The sequence below is a fragment of the Vibrio sp. RC2502 genome, from assembly GCF_054850435.1.
In genome coordinates, this window is the sequence record NZ_CM141453.1 from 1,366,466 (window position 1) to 1,388,566 (window position 22,101).

The following is a 22,101-nucleotide window of genomic DNA, read 5'->3' on the forward strand; positions in this document are numbered from 1 at the left end:
GATTCTTGTAGGTGAATCTCATGTCAGAAATGTATACGAAACATGCTGTTAAGTATGCTGAAGTCGTAAAAGACAATATTTACAACGCACTATTGGAGCGTCCGTCAACGATGGCTTTGTTGGGGGACCTACAAGGTAAAAATGTTATTGATATGGGCTGTGGTCCTGGGGAGTATGCTCAATGGCTGCTTGAACAATCGGTGGGTCGATTGACTTGTACAGACATATCAGAAGAGATGATAGCTCTAGTTAAAAATAAGTTTGGTTCCAATGTTCATGCATACTGCCAGAACCTATCCCAAGGTTTACCCTTGGAGAAAGACAATAGTGCGGACGTAATAGTATGTCCATTGGTGCTGCACTACATTGAGAATTTAACACCTGTTTTTGAGTCGGTTTATCGTGTTTTGAAACCGGGCGGCTATATGGTTTTTTCTACTCATCACCCTTTTGCTGATTTTGATGGCTCAGAGTCAGGAAACTATTTTAGTCGTGAGCTTGTTGAAGAAGAGTGGAATACTGTTGGGCCTCCAGTAAAAGTACAATTCTATCGCCGTTCGTTAACTGAAATTAGTGAAGCAATTACGAACACAGGGCTGCTGATATCAAAAATCAGCGAAGGTATGATTGATGAAAAGGCAAAAGAGTTGTCTGAATCAACGTACAATCACCTAAAGAATAACCCAAACTTCATATTCTTTAGGTGTGAAAAAGTGCGCACATAACAAAGCATTTAAGAGTGATTCGCAACGCTTGGCGCTTTCGCTTCGCTCAAGTATAGCCAAGCGCTGCTCACACCTTAATGCGGCGTTATTGCGCAGAGGCAAAAATGAAGCATAAACAAAGAGAGCTGTTAGCATATATTGAGTTGGAAAGTGGTACTGTTTTGATTGATATCGTCAAACTGACTCGAAACGGTCGCTCTTATTATTTTCAAGGTAAAAGATGGTTACGCAATCAATATGGATTAGGTTGCGATGATTGCACATCAGAATCTGGGGATAAGCTAAATATTTCCATTTTGAATCGAAAACATGCTCCTAAGTGGATTGAAGGCAAAGTGTTGCGTGTATCTGAAAGGGCAAAAGAACGGTATGAATTTTGGCTATCAAATGGATGCTGATAGTGGCGCAGTTAGCTCAGCGCAATAACAAACTGTTCAAGAGGGATTCACAACGCGTGGCATTTTTACTATGCGTTGGTTTTAGTGTTTACGGCGATATGCAGTAGTTTTGTTATTGCGTTGTTCACCCCTTAACAGAGCGTTATATCTTTCTACAGTCCGATAGCTGTATTAAAATAGCTAAATTCCCCAATTAGCTTATAGGAAACAAAATGATAGATTGGCTCAATGAGAATGTCGGAGCAGATGCGGCAACATATATAGGAACCTTTGTTGGTATTATTGGGCTTTTTTGGGGTGGGTCGAAAGTTATTAATCTTAAGTTCAAGAATCAAGTTAATAAAATTGATAACAGTAAGAATCATGAGCAGACTTTGAATGTTGGCTCAGGGAATGGGTTTCAATCTGGTGGAGATATGAATGTAACGATTGGCAGCATTAACTCATCTGAGCATGAGGAAGAGCAAGCAAAAAAGTCACATGATCTTCGTATTATAGAAAAAATCGTTGAACTGCTGCCTTACGAAGATACGTTACACCATGTAGATCTTTCATACATCTCCGGTATGCCATATGAATTTGCTAGATCTCTTGATAGAGCAGAAGACTTCAATGGACCAAAGTATAAGATTTACAATCCAAAAGTGGAAGCAGCCAAGGAAGAGTTCCTAAATGCTGTGTATAGCTTTAATGAAATCTGTATTTCTTTTTTGTCAGTCGACCATCCGCAACGTAAGCCTTTGATGGTTGTCCCTCCATTTGATTGGAGAAATGGACCTTCGGAAGCCCGTTACAGAGAATTGCAATCAAGCCTAAGTGATCATGCCACGATGCTAATCAATAAGTACAAATTATTTGTGGAAGTGTATAAGTCAGAAGGGTTCATTAGCGACAAGATATAACAAACAATTTAAGAGTGATTCACCACGCTTGGCATTTTTGGTTTGGGTTTAGTCCAGTGTTTACGGCGTCCAAATTGAGTTGTGTGGTAGCGTGGTTCACACCTTAATTGGGCGTTAGGTGCTTGAAGGAAAAGGTAAGTATGGAAATTGCTTTTCGGCAGATAAACATTGGTGATTTCGAATTATGCGTTGCTGCGAGAAAAGATGCGTACTTTTGTAGTTTTGGGCATTACGATGGTTTCGACGACTTCATCAGTGGTTATCGTGAACACGTCTTAGACCGGCTAGAAACATCAGGATGGTTCTATATCCATATATTTGTGGATGGTCAGTTTGCAGGGCAGTTAGAGTTTCGCAGCTTTTCTCCCGAGTCGGAAACTGGCTATGTGCATCTCATTTACTTAAAGCCGAGTTTTCGTGGTTCAGGACTCGCTCCAAAAGTGCAGGATTATATTGTAAGCACTTTGAGTAAAGCGGGTTGTTTGCGTGCTGTACTTTCAGTAAGTCGAACTAACCATCGAGCTCTCACATTCTATAAGCGCCATGGTTGGGAGTTCGTGTGCAAGACCCCCGAGCACGATGAAACAGACTTTTACCAACTTTGGCTACGCACCTAACAAACTGTTCAAGAGGGATTCGCAACGCGTGGCATTTTCACTATGCGTTGGTTTTAGTGATTAAGGTGGTATGCGGCGGCTTCGGTATTGCGTTGCTCACCCCTTAACAGGGCGTTAGTACTGGATTGGCATCAACGGTAAAATTTTCGGAGTTTATCGGTTTCTTTTCCTAGCTTTACACCTGGTAAGATGTGCCTTTCACGTTCTTTCCGGTGGCACTATATGAGTTGTGTACGCGTTGATTTCACCGTTTACGGTTTCTAACTTTCGGGTTATTTCTTTGGTGTGGTTTCTTTGATGCTGGGAAATTTTCGTCAAACACTGAGTTTCTTTGGCGCGGTTGTTTAGTTCTGAAGCCCGTCTTCTTTGCTAATTTGAAAACGGCGAAGATAGGGCAGTTAAGCAAGTTTTTCTTCTCGCCAACTTGCGTTTTGAGATTGCGTTCTAGTTTGGCAGTTACTCCTTTGGCTTCAGCGTTTTAAACCACATGTTTCGTGCTATATTTCAATATCTTGGCGTGTGCAAAAGGTTTACGGGCAGCGTACTAACAAACAATTCAAGAGGGATTCGTAACGCGTGGCATTTTTACTATGCGTTAATTTTAGTGATTAAGGTGGTTTGCGGTGGTATCGGTGTTGCGTTACTCACCCCTTAATTGGGCGTTATACACTTATGAAGGAGCAAAATAGAATGAGTGAAATTAAAACGATAGAGCAATTAAAAGGAATTTACGCAGAGCCAAGTGCGAGAGCTAAAAATAAAGTTCTACCTGCTCTGGATGCTCATGCGATTACGCTAATAAATAATTGCCATTTCGCGGTTCTAAGCACCACTGATTCACAAGGCTATGTTGATCTCTCCCCAAAGGGAGGAGAGCCTGGCTTCATTAAAGTTTTAGATGAATCAACAGTATTGCTTCCCGATAGCTCGGGGAATAATCGAATAGATGGCCTTAAAAATATTATCAGTAACCCGAAAGTAGGGCTGTTGTTGATGGTCAATGGTATTGATGAAGTAGTTCGCATCAAAGGAACAGCGAGTATTCGTACTGACTCCAACTTGTTATCCGTTTGTCCTGATGGAAGTAAGTCTCCCAAGGTTGTTATCAAAATAGTGATAGAAAGTATGTATTTTCACTGTGCTAAAGCAGTGATGAGAGGGAAGCTTTGGTCTGATGACTATAAAGTAAATCGTTCAATTCTTCCTTCTTTGGCGCGAATCTTTAAAGATCAACAAAACTTAGAAAGTAACGCGATTAGCCAAGACGAAATGGTTAAGTATTACCAGTCAAGCCTTTAGAGCGTGTATAACAAGGCATTTAAGAGTGATTCACAACGCTTGGCATTTTCAGTTTAAGTTTGGGTTTTGTGTTTACGGGGGTATGGCTAAGTTTCGTGTTAGCGTTGCTCACACCTTAATGCGGCGTTAGCCCTTTTCGAGGAAATGATATGGAAATCGTACAAGAAATTGATGTTTCAGAATTGCACCATAAGGCAATCGAAGCATTAAGAAACCGAGCTTTTCCGGACAGCCAAGTAAGTCGTTCTTACTTTAAGCAGTTGCCTCATATGCGAGCCCTTCATTTTCAAGGTGAACAGTTGGTTGGCTACCTTGGACTGGACTATCGCGTTGTTAGTGTCGGTGGGGAAATACATAAGGTTCTGGGCGTAATCGACTTCTGTGTTGATGAACGTTATCGAGGGCAAGGTATTGGCTCTTTCATGTTGTCAGAAGTATCGTCATTTGCCGAAACTAAAGACGTTGATTTCATAATCCTCATATCTGACTTACATGATTTCTACTCATCAAATGGCTTTAACAAAGTTCAGTGTATGCAGTCTTGGTTAAGGCTTCACGAGCACACCAACTTTGGAGTTGCTGTAGAACATATTGATGGACTGTATGTGAAACCACTCAGAGATAAGCAGTGGGGTGTTGGACATTTTGATTGGCTAGGTTATATGTACTAGTCAACCACAGGGTTAACAAAGCATTTAAGAGTGATTCGCAACGCTTGGCAGTTTCGCTTCGCTCAAGTATAGCCAAGCGCTGCTCACACCTTAATGCGGCGTTATGTAGCAAGAGGTCAGGTATGCTTAAGATTTTGAATAAAAAGGCTAATGTTCAGTCAGTAGCTAAAAACGTGGCTCCTAAACTGTGTTCAAAATTTGGGAAAAAGCACGTCTATTCATTTCAGGAAATCAGTTGGGTATTGAGCGAGATTAATCGCAGCGATGACCAGTTTTTTAAGTCAATTTCTTATGGCATGCTGCTGCCCTACAGCAAAGAGCTGGCTATGGAGTTATACGAAGATTTGGGGGACTTGTTAGAGTTTCAAAAATCTGTTGGAAAGATTTTATTTAATGTACCTGAAGCGCCGTCTTTTGAAAGCTACCTACTATACGCAGACGTAAATGGTGTACCCAAGGGGAAAGCTACGAACACCAGTTTAGATAGTTCTGGGGGTATAGACTTTCTTGATTTGGGTAACTGTGACTAGCTACATAACAAAGCGTTCAAGACGGATTCCCAACGCTTGGCATTTTGGGTTTGCTTTTAATTTTGTGTTTACGGCACAATGGTTTAGGCTTGGTGGTAGCGTTGCTCACCACTTAACGCGGCGTTAGGTGCTTGAAGGAAAAGGTAAGTATGGAAATTGCTTTTCGGCAGATAAATATTGATGATTTCGAATTATGCGTTGCTGCGAGAAAAGATGCATACTTTTGTAGTTTTGGGCATTACGATGGTTTCGACGACTTCATCAGTGGTTATCGTGAACGAGTCTTAGACAGGTTAGCAACATCAGAATGGTTCTATATCCATGTATTTGTGGATGGTCAGTTTGCAGGGCAGTTAGAGTTTCGCAGTTTTTCACCTGAGCCGGAGACTGGCTATGTGCATCTCATTTACTTAAAGCCGAATTTTCGTGGTTCAGGACTTGCTCCAAAAGTGCAGGATTATATTGTAAGCACTTTGAGTAAAGCGGGTTGTTTGCGTGCTGTACTTTCAGTAAGCCGAACTAACCATCGAGCTCTTACATTCTATAAGCGCCATGGTTGGGAGTTCGTGCGCAAGAATCTCAAGCACAATGAAACAGACTTTTACCAACTTTGGCTACGCACCTAACAAACTGTTCAAGAGGGATTCGCAACGCGTGGCATTTTCACTATGCGTTGGTTTTAGTGTTTAAGGTGGTTTGCGGCGGCTTCAGTATTGCGTTGCTCACCCCTTAACAGGGCGTTAATAAGCTACTGTTAACGAATGGGTTTCATGGCTAGTGGTTTTGTGTTGGTTATCGGTTTGTCGGCTCAAAATAGTTGAGTCCTTCGCTATCTGTTTTGTAAGTTCTTTGCTGAAAATGCCATTTTAGATCATCGAAAGCGCTAATATGCCAACAGCCATTTTCGCTTTCATTCGTTCGTCGATATGGCAATTATCTAACCTGAACTTCTGTGGGTGGCCCATTTCAATCAGTCAAGTTAGTCACTAGCTGAAACTTGGTTTGTGGAAGCTATCGTGGGGCAGTAGCCAGTAAAAATCTAGTTGTTTACTGGTGTTAAGTCTTGTGTGTTTTTTGAGTCTAGAGCGCGTGGAAAGTACTTTATTAACAATGTGTTCAAGATGGATTCTCAACGCTCGGCAGTTTTAGTTGCAAATTCTGGTTCAGTGATTAAGGTGGTTTTATTGAGTGAAGTGGTACGTTGCTCACCACTTAACACGGCGTTAGTACGGGATTGGCATCAACGGTAAAAATTTCGGTGTTTATCAGTTCCGTTTTCCAGCTTTTAACTGGATCAAATGTGCCTTTCACGTTCTTTCCGGTGGCACTATGTGCGGAGTGTTCGCGTCGATTTCACCGTTTACGGTTTCTAACTTTGGGTCTATTTCGTTGGCGCGGTTTCTTTTGTGTGGTTGGCTTTTTAGCCTTCAATTCTGTACTTTGGTGTGGTCGTCAAAGTTCGATGACCGAATCCTTTGCTAATTTGAAACTGGTCAAAATAGGGTAGTTTAGCGAGTTTTTCTTCTAGCCAACTTGCGTTTTGAGGTTAAGCTCCAGTTTCGCAGTTGCCCCTTCAGCTTCAGCGTTTTAAGCCAACAGTTTCGTGCTATATTTCAATATGTTGGTGCAAACCAAAAGGTTTAGGAACAGCGTACTAACAAACAATTTAAGAGTGATTCGGCACGCGTGGCATTTTTAGTATGCGTTGGTTTTAGTGGTTAAGGTGGTATGCGGCATCATCGGTATTGCGTGCCTCACACCTTAATTGGGCGTTAGGCATCAATGGAGGGCAAATATGAAGTGGCGATTTCTAGGTTCTCTGTCGGAAGCTCGAAAATCGGGATGTAGTGGTGTTTACCTCATTGTTCATCAAGGAGTTTTTGATCGTGTAGTGTATGTTGGAGTTAGTAACAATGTCGGTAGAAGAATCAGCGAACACTATGAAGGTTACTTAAGAGGTAACCGAACCATTTATAATGCCGGTCAGAATGATGACGTGTATAAATATATGTCAGCCTACAAAATCCGTAATCATACAAAGCATTATCAAGAATTAGCTAATCAACACAAGATTTGGGCTTCCACTACGGTCGATTTAAACAGCGCTATAAACCTTCTCTCAGAGGAACAACAATTTGGTTTTCAATGGGAAGACATATTATTGAACAAATATCTTCCTCAGTTAGTAGTTTGGGCGCTTCCATTCGCTGACTATACTTATGAAAAGGCAACACTAATTGAGAGTGTCATTCAAACTAAGCTAGTAAAAGCTTTTGATCTAAGGGGCTTTTTCAATCTTAAGCAAATAAGTATTTTAGGAAAAATTGAAAAGCCTGATTTGACAAAAATATCTCAATGTATTGATTCTCCCAAACTTGATTTGGCATCTCAGGTTATTTTTAACAACTTGCATACAGCGGGTGTACCAATAGAGGCCCACCGAATATTTTCTGTGCAGCTAGATAAAGAGATTAGCCAAAGAGAAAAAGAGAAAGAAGCTAGGTTCGCACTGAGGCAAAAGAAAATTTTGCGACATAAAAACTATGGGAAGCCTTGGACGCATGAGGATCAAGAAAAATTACGAGTAATGTTGGTTGATTTTGAAATGAAGCCATCACAGATGGCTTCTTACTTGGGTAGAGATCCTCGCTCTATTGCCAAACGCATCAGTAACAATGACAAACTCTCTCAGGGTAAGTGGAGACAAGACTTAAAGTGGTTGTAAATGCCTAACAAAGCATTTAAGACGGATTCCCAACGCTCGGCAGTTTCAGTTCAAAGTTTTAGTGCGGTATTTATGGCACTATATTTCAGGTTAGGCGGTGCGTTGCTCACCACTTAATGCGGCGTTAGGCATCAAGGAGTAATAATTGAAGTTTGGGAATATAGATATTGGTGAGCTAAAACCAGTTCCAGAGTTAGAGTCCGGAGATGAAAAAGAAGTGTTCGCTTTTTATGGGCTAGCTTCATTTAATGCCCAGTGTGCGGAAAAGGCACTTGTTAACTTTGCTATGGGTTACAAGTTAGTTGATGAATCAGCGCTTACTCAAGAACAGTGGTTAGAGTTATACGATAGACTTAACTCGAATACATTTGGTCGCCTCTTAGGTCAAATAAAAAATCGAGTTGATCTACCAGATACTTTGCTAGTCCACCTTGATGAAACCCTACAAAAAAGAAACTGGTTGGCTCATGATTTCTTCTATGATTATGCAATTCATATGACAGACTTTGATGGGCGTGCTCAAATGATCTCACAACTTCAATGTCTCATAACAATGTTTCAAATTGCAGACCGTGCAATCGAGAAATTAAGTTCAATTGTATGGCAACAGTTTGGTGTAGACGAGGCTTGGATACAAAAAGAAATGGCTATGCAGTTCTCAGAGTACCAATCAGCGAAAGATGCCTAACAAGCAATTTAAGAGGGATTCACAACGCTTGGCACTTTTGCTTCTACTTCAAATTTAGTGTTTATGGCACAATGCTTTACGTTTGGGTGGCAGCGTTGTTCACCCCTTAATTGGGCGTTATAACGCAGGGAAGCATATGGGAAAACAAGACTTATCCAAAATGGGGGCTGCTTATGTTTCAATTGAGGAACTTGAGGGCGAGCCTTGTATTTATAAAAGGGAGGCATCTGATGTTGAACTTGGTTTCTATCAGTTTGCAGCTGAGGCATTAGATGGTGTAAATACTCCCAAACTACTTAATATTAATGGCAATAACTTAGTTATTGAGTACATTCCCCATAGTATTACGCTCGATGGTCTACACGCTAATAAAAGTACTTTTGAGCAATTAGCATTTATTCATAATTCGAAGTTCCAGCCACAGTTTCCAGTAAAGAACCACGCTTGGGATACACGCTCTACTGACCTTGCATTGACTAGATTAGACTTGCCTGAGGTGACCCAAGATTCTATAAGAAGTATTCAGCATTTATCATTCGAATTATTCAACTTTAAAGGACTAATATCGGGCGATAGCAATGAGGGGGAACTGGGGTACTAGAGATAATAGCGAACTTGTTTTGTTTGACTGGGAGCGGTTTGGTTTTGGTAGTCCTGCAATTGATTTGGCTCCTTTGGTTAGAGGTTTAGGAACAAGCCGTGATTATGAGTCAATCGTAGAAAAATACGTCCAATACTCTTCCAAGTTGTCCCAAGATAAACTGCAAAGACATTTGATTCTTGCGAAAGTTTGGTTGGTTGTCGAAGTCACTAATATCTTGACACGTCGAGGTAAATCATCAGCCTCTATGTACGTCAATTGGTTTAGAGAAAATGTGCCTAGTTAGTTGATTTTGGTGGAAAAAACGTTATAACAAACAGTTCAAGAGGGATTCACAACGCGTGGCATTTTTACTATGCGTTGATTTTTGTGTTTAAGGTGGTCTGCAGCAACTTCGGTATTGCGTTGTTCACCCCTTAACTGGGCGTTATAATTTGGAAGATGTCAATGAAGAATAATTTGCGTAAGTTTGATATTTACCCGAGTTTTTATGAAGTAGTTACTGGCCGAGTTATTATACTTTTTCCATTAAGTTTTACGTTTCTGATGCTCGTTCCTTTCCTTTTTGAGAGTTCTATAATACTCGATGACAACCAACTCGATATGATGTTGGGTCCAATGCTGATTTACTTTTTTGCGTGTTTGATAGAAATGTTTGTACTTAATAATTTAGTTAAAAAATACGTGAAACCATTTAGGCTAACTAGTTCAGCCATATACATACCGAATTGGCTATGGGAAAGAGAATTGATCATTCCTAGGTGCAATGTGGACTTTATTGAAATTCAAGGTTACGAGGTATATCTTCCAAGGGTGGGGGTGATTAAGCAATTTAAAAATGTTTGTATTTTTACTACGGATGGTGAAATATACAAACTCGATATAGGAAATGCTCCCTCTGGGGATCTTAGTGCATTAAGTCTTCCCGAATACGACTTAAGATATATTGAATTAAATAGCCCTATCTATCAACTTTTTTGTCAACTACGGTGCAGCAGAATCCACCTAATTTTGTTTTCGTTTGTTTTTTTTCTCACGGCTATATCTTTTGTAAAGCTCTTGTATTGAAATGAGATGGTGCAAACAAATTATAACAAAGCATTTAAGACGGATTCTCAACGCTTGGCAATTTCAGTTCAAGTCAGCTTTAGTGCTAAATGTGGCAAAGTTTAGGTTTGGGTGGTCGCGTTGTTCACCACTTAATGCGGCGTTATGCGTTTACACACAATAAGAGGTAAGTATGCTTCAGTCTAAAGTAGACAAAGAAGGGCTAGTGCCCTTAACGGAGATTTCCTGTTCAGGAGGTAAGCTGTTTTGTGGTCAACAAGAAGTATACGTAGATCCGAATGCAACCTCAGTATTCAACGGGCTTATTTCAAGTGATCGCTTAACGGCTATTTCTAAAATTAGATGCTTAGAGCGTGACATTAGAATGAAGAGGGCTCCTATTTTTGGGGTTCCTTTCATTGAAGCATTCAAAAAAATTCAGTCGCTAGGTGATACCAGAGTTCAGTCGAGTTATCAGAGAGTTGATTGGACAGAGTTATCAAAAGTTGGTGTCGTCGGAACGTTAGTGGCTCATATTGAAAAAATCGAGCATTGTGTAAAGTTTGAGTGTTGGGAATTATTTAACCTCGACTCTGACTTGTTTTACGTTCATGGCGAAATTGATCTAGAAAGTGGGGTGTTTACCCACTTGGATGGCGCTACGATTTACTACTCTAAAGATGAAATCGAAGCTCTTATGTATCGACATATAGTTAGCCGTGGGGTTAAGCAAGACAAGCTATTCCGCTTAGATGGCAGTTTCTCTTTCGAGGAAGGGCATGCAATTATGCAAAAGTTTTTGCCATTAGAAGACCTAAGTTGTGAGTATCTTGAGCTGTAGGTACAACACGCATAACAAACAATTTAAGAGTGATTCCCCACGCTTGGCATTTTTGGTTTGGGTCAAGTTCAGTGTTTACGGCGCTCAATTTTAGTATCGTGGTAGCGTGGCTCACACCTTAATTGGGCGTTATGTGCTTTCGGAGAAAACGATGAATAAGTGTCTAATCATCATATTAGCTAGTCTTTCATTTGGTGCTCTTGCTTAAGAAGAGCCCACTGACTGTAATAATGCGATGACCACAATTGAGATAAACCAATGTGCCGCTATTGAACTAGAGTCAGCACAAGTTAAATTAGACAAATATCTAAGCGCTAGTTTCGAGCATAACTCTCATGACCCAGAACTGATCGTAGCAATTAAGCTTGCGCAACAGGATTGGCAAGCATATATCTCCTCTCACTGTGATTCGGTTTATACGCAATGGCGTGATGGGACTATTCGTGGAATTATGGCGATATCGTGCAAAACTAAGTTAACTAAGCAAAGAACGCACGAGTTATGGGAAAACTTTTTAACTTATATGGACAGTGCACCACCAGCTTTACCGGAGCCAAGTGTAGAGTAGGTTTCAACCACGCACATAACAAACTGTTCAAGAGGGATTCGCAACGCGTGGCATTTTTACTATGCGTTGTTTTTAGTGATTAAGGTGGTATGCGGCGGCTTCGGTATTGCGTTGCTCACCCCTTAACAGGGCGTTATACCGCAATCAATCATCTAACCTTTTCATGGCTTTACGGTAAACATCGCTACGTTCGCGTTTTCCGACTGCTAAGACGGTTACAATGATGACATCGTCTTCAACTTTGTAGACGAGACGGTAGCCCGATTGACGCAACTTAATTTTATACATGTTGTCAGCTCCAGAAAGTTTTGAAGCCGGAACATGTGGGTTATCTAAGCGCTCGATTAGCTTTTTCTTAAATTGTTGTTGCAGAGTAGAGCCAAGCTTTTTCCACTCTTTGAGTGCGCTCTTTTTAAAGTCGAGTTTATAGGTCATCAATATTTACCGAAATGCTCTCTTCAGATTCACGCTCTTTAGCGATAGCTAGTAGTTCAAGATCTTCGAGTCTGTCCATCATCATTTCGTACGCTTCGGCAGGTACGCAATAAAATGCTGGCTCATTTCGGTTTAATACAGCAACAGGTTCGCCGTAAGCACTAGTTGCAACTTTCATAGGGTTAGCTTTCAACTCAGTAATGCTTGCAGCAACATCGGCTAAAATCCTAGTGGTCATATAATCGGTCTCTTAAGTGGTCTTAATGTTGGTCATTTTAGCCTCAACCAAGCGGTATAACAAGTTGCTTAAGAGTGATTCGCAACGCGTGGCATTTTTACTATGCGTTGGTTTATGTGTTTAAGGTATTATGCGGAGGCTAAGGTATTGCGTTGCTCACACCTTAGCAAGGCGTTATGCGCTTTTACGAAATGAAACATGGAGAGTGTAATGGTTGTATATGGAGATTTGCAGTCAGGTAACTGCTTAAAAGTAAAATTAATATTGTCATTCCTTGGCATTGAGCACCAATGGAAACACGTTAATATCTTAGATAACGAGACTAAAACAACAGAATTTTTAGCCCTCAATCCAAATGGTAAAATCCCGACAGTTGTTTTTGATGACGGTCGTGTACTCTGTGAGTCCAATGCAATATTAGGGTACTTTGCAGAAAATACGCCTTATCTACCTAAGGACAGTTACCAAAAAGCAAAAGTGTACGAGTGGCTTTTCTTTGAGCAATATTCACATGAGCCTTATATTGCCGTAGCGCGTTTTATTCAGAAGTATCAAGGTATGCCGGAGCAACGCCTAGAAGAATACAAATCACTACAAACAGGTGGTCATAAAGCATTACAAATTATGGAATTACAGCTGTCAAAAACTAAGTTCTTAGTTGGTGATAATATTTCTATCGCTGATATCGCACTGTATGCTTATACCCATGTTGCAAATGAGGGTGGTTTTAACTTAGAAACTTACCCAAATATCGAGCGTTGGATTGAGGGGATTCGCAAGTTGGACGGTTACGTAGGTATGTCTTAACCACGCGCATAACAAAGCGTTTAAGGCAGATTCGCAACGCATGGCATTCTCAGTTCAAATTGAGTTTTGTGTTTAAGGTGTAATAGTTTAGGTTGGGTGCAGGCGTTGCTCACTACTTAACGCGGCGTTAGTTGCCAACGAGGAAAACGCAGCTTAAACAGAATGTTTAGAGTTAAAATCAGTGTGTTTTTGGTGGGGTTTCGTACTTCAAATTTGAATCGTTCGGGTTTGTGAAAATCGTTCTCAGGTTTCTTTTGTGGTTGAATTTTCTGTTTCAGAAACCGATTTACTTCTTGAAAGTCAGCTCGGTGACATTGTTTGTCTAAAAGAGCTTTTTGGTGTTGTTGGTTCGTTTTCTGCGGCGCTTTGAGTTCCAAGTGGTTTCAGTGGCAGTCGCTTTGAAACTACGCCTGATTTGAGTTTTTCAAAGCACGTAAAAACAGTGTTGGCAAAGCGGTAATTAACTTCAAATCAAAGCTTTAGGTTTGGCAACTAACAAAGCATTCAAGAGGGATTCACAACGCTTGGCAGTTTTGGTTTGAATTAGCTTAAGTGTTTACGGCACAATGGTTTAGTTTGGGTGGAATGCGTTGTTCACCCCTTAATGCGGCGTTAGCTGCTCAAGGTAATGATAAGAACAGAGAATATATTTATGAAAGTTCAAGAAAAATTTGAAAACGAGTTAAAAGCATTGGAATCATCAATTGTAGGTGTATTCCGTGCAGAACCAAACTTGCTAGACTCACAAGTCGCTAGAGCAGTAGAGTCTATGGTGAATATTTTTAAATCAAAGGTAAAAGGTAAGCCAGCACAGCAACTGAATTTAGATGGTTTAGATTTGCGTGTTTTCTCGGCGTTGGACGCGGCAATCAATGAAATTTTGTCTCTCAATTCAGAGCTAAGTAACAATGATCTATTGGAGTGTTTAAAGGTAATTGGAAAATCAATCTCTAAATGGACAAAGCAACTTGGTCGGCAAGGTTACTTAAATTTTGTAAGTCAGTACTTCTAATCAAGAACGCAGCTAACAAACTGCTTAAGAGGGATTCGCAACGCGTGGCATTTTTACTATGCGTTGATTTTGGTGATTAAGGTGGTATGCGGCGGCTTCGGTATTGCGTTGCTCACCCCTTAGCAGGGCGTTAGTTGCCAACGAGGAAAAATGTACCTAAATCAGAATGTTTAGGGCTAATGTCCATGTGCTTTTGGCTAGGTGATCGTATTTAAATTTCTAATGATTTGGGTTTGTGAAAATCGTGCTTTGGTTTCTTGTGTAGTTTGGGTTTTCTGTTTCAGAAGCCGATTTACTTGTTGAAAGTCAGCTTTGTGGCATTGTTTCTCCAAAAGGTCTTTTTGGTGTTGTCAGTTCGTTTTCTACGGCGTTGCGTGTTCCAAGTGGTTTCAGTGACAGGCGCTTTGAAACTGCGCCTGATTTGAGTTTTCCAACAATACGTAAAGCAAGTGTTGGCAAAGCGGTAATTAACTTCAAATCAGAGCTTTAGGTTTGGCAACTAACAAAGCATTCAAGAGGGATTCACAACGCTTGGCAGTTTTGGTTTGAATTAGCTTTAGTGGTTACGGCACAATGGTTTAGGTTGGGTGGTTTGCGTTGTTCACCCCTTAATGCGGCGTTAGTTGCCAACGAGGAGAAATGTACCTAAAGCAGAATGTTTAGGGCTAATGTCCGTGTGTTTTTGGCTAGGTTTTCGTATTTCAATTTCTAGTTATTAGGTGTTTTGAAAATCGTGCTTTGGTTCCTTGCGCGATTTGGGTTTTCTGTTTCAGAAGCTGATTAGCTTGTTGAAAGCTTGCTCTGCTGCATTGTCGTTCCAAAAGGTTTGTTTGGTGTTCAAATTCCGTTTTCTACGGCGTTGTAAATTCCAAGTGGTTTCAGTGACAGGCGCTTTGAAACTGCGCCTGATCTAAGTCTCTCAAAATACGAAATATGGGCATTGGCAAAGTCCAATAAACTTCAAGTCACTGCCGTGGGCTTGGCAACTAACAAACTGTTCAAGAGGGATTCCCAACGCTTGGCGGTTTGGTGTTAAATTTGGTAAAAGTGTTTACGGTGTAAATGTTTAGGTTGGGTGGTTAGCGTTGCTCACCCCTTAACAGGGCGTTATGTGCTAAGGTAAAGCAAGTTATAACGTTCTCACAGTGTTTATTTTAAAAGGATTTATTATGCACGCGATTTATTTACCTCTACTGATCTTTATTGTTTATGCAGTGGTCAACTCAATAATTGGATTCTTTTTAGGTGAAAGGAAGCTGAATAAAGGTGTAGCAGGGGCAATTTTTGGATTTATATTCGCATTTATCCCGCCATTAAATTTCATTTTCTTAGCCTTGTTGTACTTTAAAAAAACGCCGTTGAATGCACACAATTGATCTTTTTGTGAGCAACACAAGATTAGGCCCTTAACTGTTAATGTATTGAATACGCTGTACAAGCGCACATAACAAACTGTTCAAGAGTGATTCGCAACGCGTGGCATTTTTACTATGCGTTGATTTTAGTGTTTGAGGTGGTATGCGGCGGCATCGGTAATGCGTTGCTCACACCTTAACAGGGCGTTAGCCCTCAAAGGTCAAATATGGATATTTACCCAGAAATAGAGTTATCTAAAGAGCAGCATAATTCAATTGAAGTCCTCAGAAACAAGTCGTTTCCTGAACATCAAGTAACTCGTTCTTACTATAAGCAACTCCCCCATATGAGAGCTTTAAAGTACAGAGATAATCAACTGGTTGGTTACATGGGGCTGGACTACAGAGTTGTCAGCGTCGGCGATGAAATTTATAAAGTACTGGGCGTTAGTGACTTCTGTGTTGAACAATCATCTCAAAGAAATGGTATTGGCACCACTATGTTGTCTCAACTTAGCGAGTATGCTTCAAGCAAAGACGTCGACTTTATTATTCTAATCTCCGGTTTAGATGCTTTTTATACGGCTAATGGTTATCTTCGTCTTAGTTCTTTAAACTCTTGGTTGCGAATACATGAACATAAGAATTACGGCGTTGCAGTTGATCAAGTTGATGATTTGTATGTTAAACCGATTAGCGGTAAAACTTGGGCAGTTGGTCATATAGACTGGTTAGGGTATATGTACTAGTCGGGGATCGGGCTAACAAATTGTTCAAGAGGGATTCAGCACGCGTGGCATTTTTACTATGCGTTGGTTTTAGTGGTTAAGGCGGTATGCGGTAGCATTGGTGTTGCGTGCTTCACCCCTTAACAAGGCGTTATATCACTAAGATAAATAAAAAGTAAACGATGAAAAATAAAACCACAAAAAGTAAAAAGCTTGGAGTGTTTAGCTGGCTTATATATTTCCTTTCTCTGTTATTAGGTATATTTAACCACGTTGATTTTGCGCTGATTGGTTTTTTAATAAGCTATATAACTTTGTTTTTATGGGTAGTTCATTATGAAACTTCTCAGTTAGACAAAGGGCTTCTAATGATACTAAGCGGTACTTGCTTCGTTGTGTTGTTAACGACAGCTGCAGGCTTAGAAGTAAAAGAAGGGCGCATATTTGATGTTCCGAAACAACTAGAGCTTTCATTTGTAAGTCTAGTTGCTATTGCAGGTGCAACGTTTTTTGGTGCTGGCGGTAGTGTTATAGCTAACGTTGCCACAGAACACTCTTCAGATAGCCCGGTTAATATTGATAAAGAAAATAAACTATTGCTAGCTGGGGTAGAGGGGCGCTTAAAAGCGATCTATCGTATGTTGTGTGTTCTTATCATACTTGTGAGTATGTCTGCAGTTGTGTTGGGTTGCTTGATCATGCTCTTTTAGAACGTGATATAACAAACTGTTTAAGAGTGATTCGCAACGCGTGGCATTTTTACTATGCGTTAGGTTTAGTGTTTAAGGTGGTATGCGGTGGCATCGGTATTGCGTTGCTCACACCTTAACAGGGCGTTATGTGACCGAAATGAGATTTAATGAAAAAGGTAATAAACTTGAGCGAACAGAAAATTAGATATTTGGTAACTCAAAGTTGTTCAAATGATAAACACAATGGAGCATTAGGTGTTGTATCTATAGCATCAAAAGATCCTCGAAGAGATGAACAGCTTTTAATTTCTCAAGTAGAGTCTTGTAATAATTGTAAGTTTCATAGCATGTTTTACCCACCGGAAGAAGTTGCGGAAATCAAAAGATCATCGATGACGCCTACGTGGGTTAAGAGAATCAATAGATTCCTAGCTAAATTGGGCTTTCTAATTAACACTTTATCTTTTTTGCTTATTATCGTTTGGGTATCTTTATCAGACAATCTCACTATTTTTGGCGAAAATTTTGAGAAATACGCAGTGACTTTTTCTATTGCTGGTTTATGTCTAGCAGCAATGTCAGATGAAAATGCAACAACTTCTACTAAATTGACTAATTTATTTGCTTTGGCTATTGCGGTCGTATATCTCATTGTTTCATTCTCTCGCTCGGTCACATAACAAACTGTTCAAGAGGGATTCGCAACGCGTGGCATTTTTACTATGCGTTGGTTTAAGTGATTAAGGTGGTGTGCGGTGGCTTCGGTATTGCGTTGCTCACCCCTTAACAGGGCGTTATGAAACTTAGAGGGAAACATGGCATTAATTGAGGCATTTTCTACAGTATTGGCAGCGGCAGGTAGTGTCGCTGCTATTGGCTTTCTAGCTAAGTTATTCGCTAACTCAATAGCCTCAGCAGCGATTAAGAGATATGAATTAGTAAATGCTCAGGCGTTAGAAGAACAAAAGTTAACTCACCAGAAAGAGCTGGAAGATATTAAGTCACAGTTGGTCAAGCTTCAAAAAGAACACGAAATAGTCTTCAGTAACTTATATGTGAAGCGTGAAAAAGTAGTTATAAACCTATACAAGCTCATGAGTGAACTTGCATTATTAGCTGAACATAAGCGAAAAGACTCCAGCATAGAAATTGATACTAAGTGTAGGGCTTTGATTGACTACTTTGAGCTGAACCGCTTGTACTTTCCCCGAGATATTGCTGGGGAAATCAATAATGTAATCAATACGGTATTTTATTTAAGTAACGACCCTGAACATGAAAAATATGAGCAGCTAGTGTTTCAGTTAAAAATTCAGGTTTATGATCAAATGGAGTCTGCATTTAGGGAGTTGCTCAAAATTGAAGACTATCGATAATCAGTTTCATAACAAGCAATTTAAGAGGGATTCACAACGCTTGGCACTTTTGCTTCTACTTCAAATTTAGTGTTTATGGCACAATGCTTTATGTTGGGTGGAGGCGTTGTTCACCCCTTAATTGGGCGTTAGTACTGGATGGGCATCAAAGGTTAAAAGTTTCGGAGTTTATTGGTTTCTTTTCCTTACTTTACACCTGGTCAAATGTGCCTTTCACGTTCTTTCCGGTGGCACTATATGCGGAGTTTTCGCTTTGACTTCACTGTTTACGGTGTCTAACTTTCGGGCTATTTCTCTGGTGTGGTTTCTTTGGTGCTGGAACATTTTCGTCAAACACTGAGTTTCTCTGGCGCGGTTGTTTAGTTATGAAGCCTGTCTTCTTTGCTAATTTGAAAACGGAGAACATAGGGCAGTAAAGCAAGTTTTTCTTCTCGCCAACTTGCGTTTTGAGATTGAGTTCTAGTTTGGCAGTTGTCTGTTTGGCTTCAGCGTTTTAAGCCAAAAGTTTCGTGCTATATTTCAATATCTTGGCTTGTGCCAAAGGCTTTAGGGGCAGCGTACTAACAAACAATTCAAGAGGGATTCGTAACGCGTGGCATTTTTACTATGCGTTAATTTTAGTGATTAGGGTGGTTTGCGGTGGCATCGGTGTTGCGTTACTCACCCCTTAATTGGGCGTTATGTGTACAGGAAGTACTTCATGAAAATCAATGGCATCCAATACTATTGGATAGTGGCAAGTGGGGTGGTTCTTCACATAGTTCTAACTCTCGTGGCTGTTGTATTTAACGACCAAATAGATTCACCTGACAGCGTAACTTTTGCTATCTATCTCATTGTTTGTGCTCCAGCCGTGGTGTGTTATTACACAGTAGTTCTAGAAATGTGGTCAGTTTTCCGATTTAAGTTAATATTGGTAAGTTTCTTTTTGCTTTTACTTGCCTTTATTGTTAATCCATATTTCTCGCTGCTATTGGCATTTGCACCGCATATATATTGGTTTTGGCGTATCAATGGGGTCAAAGGAAAATACACATAACAAAGCATTCAAGAGGGATTCACAACGCGTGGCAGTTTTGGTTTGAATTGGCTTTAGTGCTTACGGCACAATGGTTTAGGTTGGGTGGTTTGCGTTGTTCACCCCTTAATGCGGCGTTATGTGCTTGGAGATAAAATGATAAAACAGCCTCCGTACAAAGTTGAGTTTGGTCAATCAGGAGATGTCCCTCCGCCTCACGTTGTTGCCATAGATAAGACCTCAATAAAGTTAAGCAAGAACAGCCGAGATGGCGATACAGATGGTCGTATTGATGAACTTTATCTCAATGGTGGGCTTGAATCAGAAGAAACTAAACAGATAATGCTTGGGCTCAATAAGCAGGGTTTTGTGTTTGCTTACGACGATAAAGCTTATATTTCACCTAGCCATTTTATGAAGCAACTTTTATTGAGCGGTGAACTAAGAACATCATTCAAAGAAATCAGTTGGTCAAGCCCAAAGCAGTGGTGCCTTACAGAGTATGAATTTGAGCAACGCACATAACAAATTGTTTAAGAGTGATTCGGCACGCGTGGCATTTTTACTATGCGTTAGTTTCAGTGGTTAAGTTGGTATGCGGAAGCTTCGGTATTGCGTGCCTCACACCTTAACAAGGCGTTATAAGCTTCGAGGAAAATTATGGAAAGTATCATCAAACAAGCAATTGAATTGCGGAAAGAGGCTAAATATCAAGAGTCGAGAGCTTTGCTAAAAACGCTATTAAACGATGAGACTTATTCTGCTAAGGCTCATTTGCAAATTGCTTGGTCGTACGACAATGAGGGTAAAGAGCAAGAAGCGGTTGCTCATTATCTGTCATCTCTTTCAGGTCCATTATCGCCGGTAGAAAGGTTTGATGCTTTGTTTGGACTAGCGAGCACCTATCGAAGCCTTGGCATGTATTCAGAGGCGTTAAGCTATTTCGAGCAAACTCTAAGTGAGTCCCCGAGTTCTATTGAAGTTCAGCCTTTCTATGCAATGTGTCTCTACAACTTGGGACGCCATAAAGAAGCAACATCATTGCTACTCGAACTTTTAGTATCAACCACGAATAGTGATGCAATTAAAGAGTATCAGCGAGCAATTTCTTTATACGCACAAGATTTAGATAGAACGTGGTAAACGAAACACGCTTATAACAAAGCATTTAAGAGTGATTCCCAACGCTTGGCATTTTTAGTTCAAGGTTGGGTTTCGTGTTTACGGTGGTATGGTTGAGTTTCGTGGTAGCGTTGCTCACACCTTAATGCGGCGTTAGCAATCACAAGTAGGAGATCGTATTGGAAAGTGTAATCGTTGCTTTAGTGTCGGTGTGTCTAGGTTGGTTGTTGTCGCAAGGAACGGAATTGGTGAAATCTCGCAGGAAAGTTGCCAGAGTAAAGAAAGCAATTCTGGCTGAGCTTTGCGATATAAAGAAATACTCAGACATAGCAATTGAGCAGTGCTGTGAGTTTAGAGATAGTCTGGGATCAAACAGATATGGTGTTATTGTTCCCCAACCAATTAAGTCTGTAGTGTTTGATACACATTATGTTTCTGTATATGCGGACTTTTCGCCTGAGGAAAGGTTTGCACTGGGAATTATTTATGGTCATGTAGAAAACTTTAACTCTATTTTGCCAAAAATCACTGAAGAGAATGTAATCACCTGTTTTGGTGACTTATACTCTGCATCGCTCTGGTTACAAGCATGTATTAATCAGTTTCAATCGAACCCCAAGGCCCAAATCGCAGAAGCTCCACATGAGGTAACAAGGATCAATAGCGAGTTAGGTAAGTATTTAAAATCGGTTGGTTTGTTAAAGTGATTGCTAACAAAGCGTTTAAGACGGATTCACAACGCTTGGCATTTTTAGTTTGAATTAGCTTTAGTGTATACGGCACAGTGCTTTAGGTGTGGTGGTCTGCGTTGCTCACCACTTAACGCGGCGTTATGTCTCTATGAGGTAAAAATGAGTTCTAAAGAAATCAAAGAAATTCATATAAATACTTGGAATGAGTTTAGAACTCATGTTGATGGTAAGCACTATCGGAAATGGATCTATCGAGGTCAATCAGATAGCTCTTGGCAGTTAGAAAGTTCACTTTATCGCTCTATAAATGATGCGAAGGTTACCCGCAATTTAGGCGGAAAACCGTCAAAATCGATGAATGAACGAAGGCATGAAGAAATTATGCTAGAGCGTTTTAAAAGTTGTGCCCACCTTTACTTAAGCCATCTACCTAAAAACCATGACGATCTTAGTTGGTTATCTCTTATGCAACATCATGGAGCTCCAACTAGGTTACTAGATTTTAGCTTCTCTCCTTATATTGCGTTGTATTTTGCTTTAGAAAGTGGCAGTTCGGATGCTGCAATTTATTGTTTAAATCATAATTCCTTAAAACTAATTGATGATCAGCATTTCGGAGAGGGTCGAAAGGAAGTTTATAGCCAGTTAATGCATGGAGAGGAAAACTTAGATGAAGTTTTCCTATTTGCTTTTGAACCAGAGTTTTCCAATCAACGCTTAATTGCTCAACAAGGTTTGTTCGTTGCTACTAATTACGTAACTTTTTCGCACGAAGATGCGTTAACAGAATATGAAATGGGTGACAGAGATGCGTATAAGTTAATTATCTCTGATAAGTTACGTTATGAAGGGCTAAGAATGTTACATCAAATGAACATCACTTCAGGAACTATTTACCCTGGATTAGACGGGTTCTGCAAAAGTCTTCATAAATTACCAGTGTTTGATTCTAGGCATCAAGTGCGTGTTGGAAACGAGACATAACAAACTGTTTAAGAGGGATTCGCAACGCGT

General features: G+C 40.3%; 24 protein-coding genes and 2 pseudogenes. 24 read left to right on the top strand and 2 right to left on the bottom strand.

The genetic code is table 11. The features are described from left to right. The first annotated feature begins 20 nt into the window (after window positions 1–20). The 13 genes and pseudogenes from ACYJZR_RS06435 (at window position 21) to ACYJZR_RS06495 (ending at window position 11,612) form a co-directional block, all read left to right on the top strand. Window positions 21–725, top strand: coding sequence for a class I SAM-dependent methyltransferase (locus ACYJZR_RS06435; protein WP_140107913.1), 705 nt, complete (start codon window positions 21–23; stop codon window positions 723–725). 104 nt (window positions 726–829) lie between these two features. Further along, window positions 830–1,123 carry a hypothetical protein gene (locus ACYJZR_RS06440; protein ID WP_461715852.1) on the top strand — a complete coding sequence of 98 codons (294 nt, stop codon included), beginning with the start codon at window positions 830–832 and terminating at the stop codon, window positions 1,121–1,123. 212 nt (window positions 1,124–1,335) lie between these two features. Beyond that, complete coding sequence (locus tag ACYJZR_RS06445) at window positions 1,336–2,025, top strand: hypothetical protein (RefSeq protein WP_349974013.1); 690 nt, start codon at window positions 1,336–1,338, stop codon at window positions 2,023–2,025. Window positions 2,026–2,165: 140 nt separating this feature from the next. Further along, on the top strand, window positions 2,166–2,642 hold the full coding sequence (locus ACYJZR_RS06450) for a GNAT family N-acetyltransferase (protein ID WP_140203821.1): 477 nt from the start codon (window positions 2,166–2,168) through the stop codon (window positions 2,640–2,642). Between the two features lie 690 nt (window positions 2,643–3,332). Further along, on the top strand, window positions 3,333–3,941 hold the full coding sequence (locus ACYJZR_RS06455; RefSeq protein WP_023585736.1) for a pyridoxamine 5'-phosphate oxidase family protein: 609 nt from the start codon (window positions 3,333–3,335) through the stop codon (window positions 3,939–3,941). A gap of 149 nt (window positions 3,942–4,090) precedes the next feature. Further along, window positions 4,091–4,612: a GNAT family N-acetyltransferase gene (locus ACYJZR_RS06460; RefSeq protein WP_015296898.1), complete on the top strand. Its 522-nt coding sequence runs from the start codon at window positions 4,091–4,093 to the stop codon at window positions 4,610–4,612. A 122-nt stretch (window positions 4,613–4,734) separates the two neighbouring features. Further along, window positions 4,735–5,142, top strand: a complete 408-nt coding sequence (locus ACYJZR_RS06465; RefSeq protein ID WP_281947765.1) for a hypothetical protein — start codon at window positions 4,735–4,737, stop codon at window positions 5,140–5,142. A 149-nt stretch (window positions 5,143–5,291) separates the two neighbouring features. Then, window positions 5,292–5,768: a GNAT family N-acetyltransferase gene (locus tag ACYJZR_RS06470; protein WP_406966467.1), complete on the top strand. Its 477-nt coding sequence runs from the start codon at window positions 5,292–5,294 to the stop codon at window positions 5,766–5,768. Window positions 5,769–6,937: 1,169 nt separating this feature from the next. Beyond that, entirely contained in the window at window positions 6,938–7,867 is a 930-nt protein-coding gene (locus ACYJZR_RS06475; protein WP_140100473.1) for a GIY-YIG nuclease family protein, read from the top strand. 145 nt (window positions 7,868–8,012) lie between these two features. Continuing rightward, on the top strand, window positions 8,013–8,555 hold the full coding sequence (locus tag ACYJZR_RS06480) for a hypothetical protein (RefSeq protein WP_318127981.1): 543 nt from the start codon (window positions 8,013–8,015) through the stop codon (window positions 8,553–8,555). A 136-nt stretch (window positions 8,556–8,691) separates the two neighbouring features. Beyond that, window positions 8,692–9,442, top strand: a pseudogene (locus tag ACYJZR_RS06485) (phosphotransferase family protein). Between the two features lie 954 nt (window positions 9,443–10,396). Beyond that, window positions 10,397–11,044, top strand: a complete 648-nt coding sequence (locus ACYJZR_RS06490) for a hypothetical protein (protein ID WP_345875307.1) — start codon at window positions 10,397–10,399, stop codon at window positions 11,042–11,044. A gap of 151 nt (window positions 11,045–11,195) precedes the next feature. Next, window positions 11,196–11,612: pseudogene (locus ACYJZR_RS06495) on the top strand (lysozyme inhibitor LprI family protein). Between the two features lie 144 nt (window positions 11,613–11,756). On the opposite strand, the gene ACYJZR_RS06500 reads toward ACYJZR_RS06495, so the two are convergent. Together ACYJZR_RS06500 and ACYJZR_RS06505 are read right to left on the bottom strand one after the other, a co-directional pair. After that, a complete protein-coding gene (locus tag ACYJZR_RS06500) occupies window positions 11,757–12,047 on the bottom strand; it encodes a type II toxin-antitoxin system RelE family toxin (protein WP_005377002.1) in 291 nt (96 codons plus the stop codon). Then, complete coding sequence (locus ACYJZR_RS06505; RefSeq protein WP_005377003.1) at window positions 12,037–12,285, bottom strand: type II toxin-antitoxin system Phd/YefM family antitoxin; 249 nt, start codon at window positions 12,283–12,285, stop codon at window positions 12,037–12,039. Before ACYJZR_RS06505 ends, ACYJZR_RS06500 begins: the two co-directional genes overlap by 11 nt. Window positions 12,286–12,495: 210 nt before the next feature. Here ACYJZR_RS06505 and ACYJZR_RS06510 point away from each other — a divergent pair, with 210 nt between their 5' ends. The 11 genes from ACYJZR_RS06510 to ACYJZR_RS06560 all read left to right on the top strand — a co-directional run bounded on the left by ACYJZR_RS06510 (window position 12,496) and on the right by ACYJZR_RS06560 (window position 22,071). Continuing rightward, window positions 12,496–13,092 (top strand): glutathione S-transferase family protein, encoded by a 597-nt coding sequence (locus ACYJZR_RS06510; RefSeq protein WP_406966466.1) that lies wholly within the window; start codon window positions 12,496–12,498, stop codon window positions 13,090–13,092. A gap of 652 nt (window positions 13,093–13,744) precedes the next feature. Beyond that, window positions 13,745–14,104, top strand: coding sequence for a hypothetical protein (locus tag ACYJZR_RS06515; protein WP_130241184.1), 360 nt, complete (start codon window positions 13,745–13,747; stop codon window positions 14,102–14,104). Window positions 14,105–15,686: 1,582 nt separating this feature from the next. Then, window positions 15,687–16,208 carry a GNAT family N-acetyltransferase gene (locus ACYJZR_RS06520; RefSeq protein ID WP_281517013.1) on the top strand — a complete coding sequence of 174 codons (522 nt, stop codon included), beginning with the start codon at window positions 15,687–15,689 and terminating at the stop codon, window positions 16,206–16,208. A 161-nt stretch (window positions 16,209–16,369) separates the two neighbouring features. Further along, complete coding sequence (locus ACYJZR_RS06525) at window positions 16,370–16,897, top strand: hypothetical protein (RefSeq protein ID WP_140299826.1); 528 nt, start codon at window positions 16,370–16,372, stop codon at window positions 16,895–16,897. 149 nt (window positions 16,898–17,046) lie between these two features. Then, entirely contained in the window at window positions 17,047–17,559 is a 513-nt protein-coding gene (locus ACYJZR_RS06530; protein WP_017449632.1) for a hypothetical protein, read from the top strand. Window positions 17,560–17,694: 135 nt separating this feature from the next. Next, the gene (locus ACYJZR_RS06535; RefSeq protein ID WP_017045768.1) at window positions 17,695–18,255 is read left to right on the top strand and encodes a hypothetical protein; all 561 of its coding nucleotides are present in this window, start codon (window positions 17,695–17,697) and stop codon (window positions 18,253–18,255) included. 700 nt (window positions 18,256–18,955) lie between these two features. Next, a complete protein-coding gene (locus ACYJZR_RS06540) occupies window positions 18,956–19,294 on the top strand; it encodes a hypothetical protein (protein WP_219594426.1) in 339 nt (112 codons plus the stop codon). A 135-nt stretch (window positions 19,295–19,429) separates the two neighbouring features. Beyond that, entirely contained in the window at window positions 19,430–19,798 is a 369-nt protein-coding gene (locus ACYJZR_RS06545) for a hypothetical protein (RefSeq protein WP_042765274.1), read from the top strand. 135 nt (window positions 19,799–19,933) lie between these two features. Further along, window positions 19,934–20,416: a tetratricopeptide repeat protein gene (locus ACYJZR_RS06550; RefSeq protein ID WP_406966472.1), complete on the top strand. Its 483-nt coding sequence runs from the start codon at window positions 19,934–19,936 to the stop codon at window positions 20,414–20,416. Between the two features lie 158 nt (window positions 20,417–20,574). Beyond that, window positions 20,575–21,102, top strand: coding sequence for a hypothetical protein (locus ACYJZR_RS06555; RefSeq protein WP_406966473.1), 528 nt, complete (start codon window positions 20,575–20,577; stop codon window positions 21,100–21,102). A gap of 144 nt (window positions 21,103–21,246) precedes the next feature. Beyond that, window positions 21,247–22,071 (top strand): FRG domain-containing protein, encoded by an 825-nt coding sequence (locus tag ACYJZR_RS06560; protein WP_406966474.1) that lies wholly within the window; start codon window positions 21,247–21,249, stop codon window positions 22,069–22,071. Window positions 22,072–22,101: the final 30 nt, after the last annotated feature.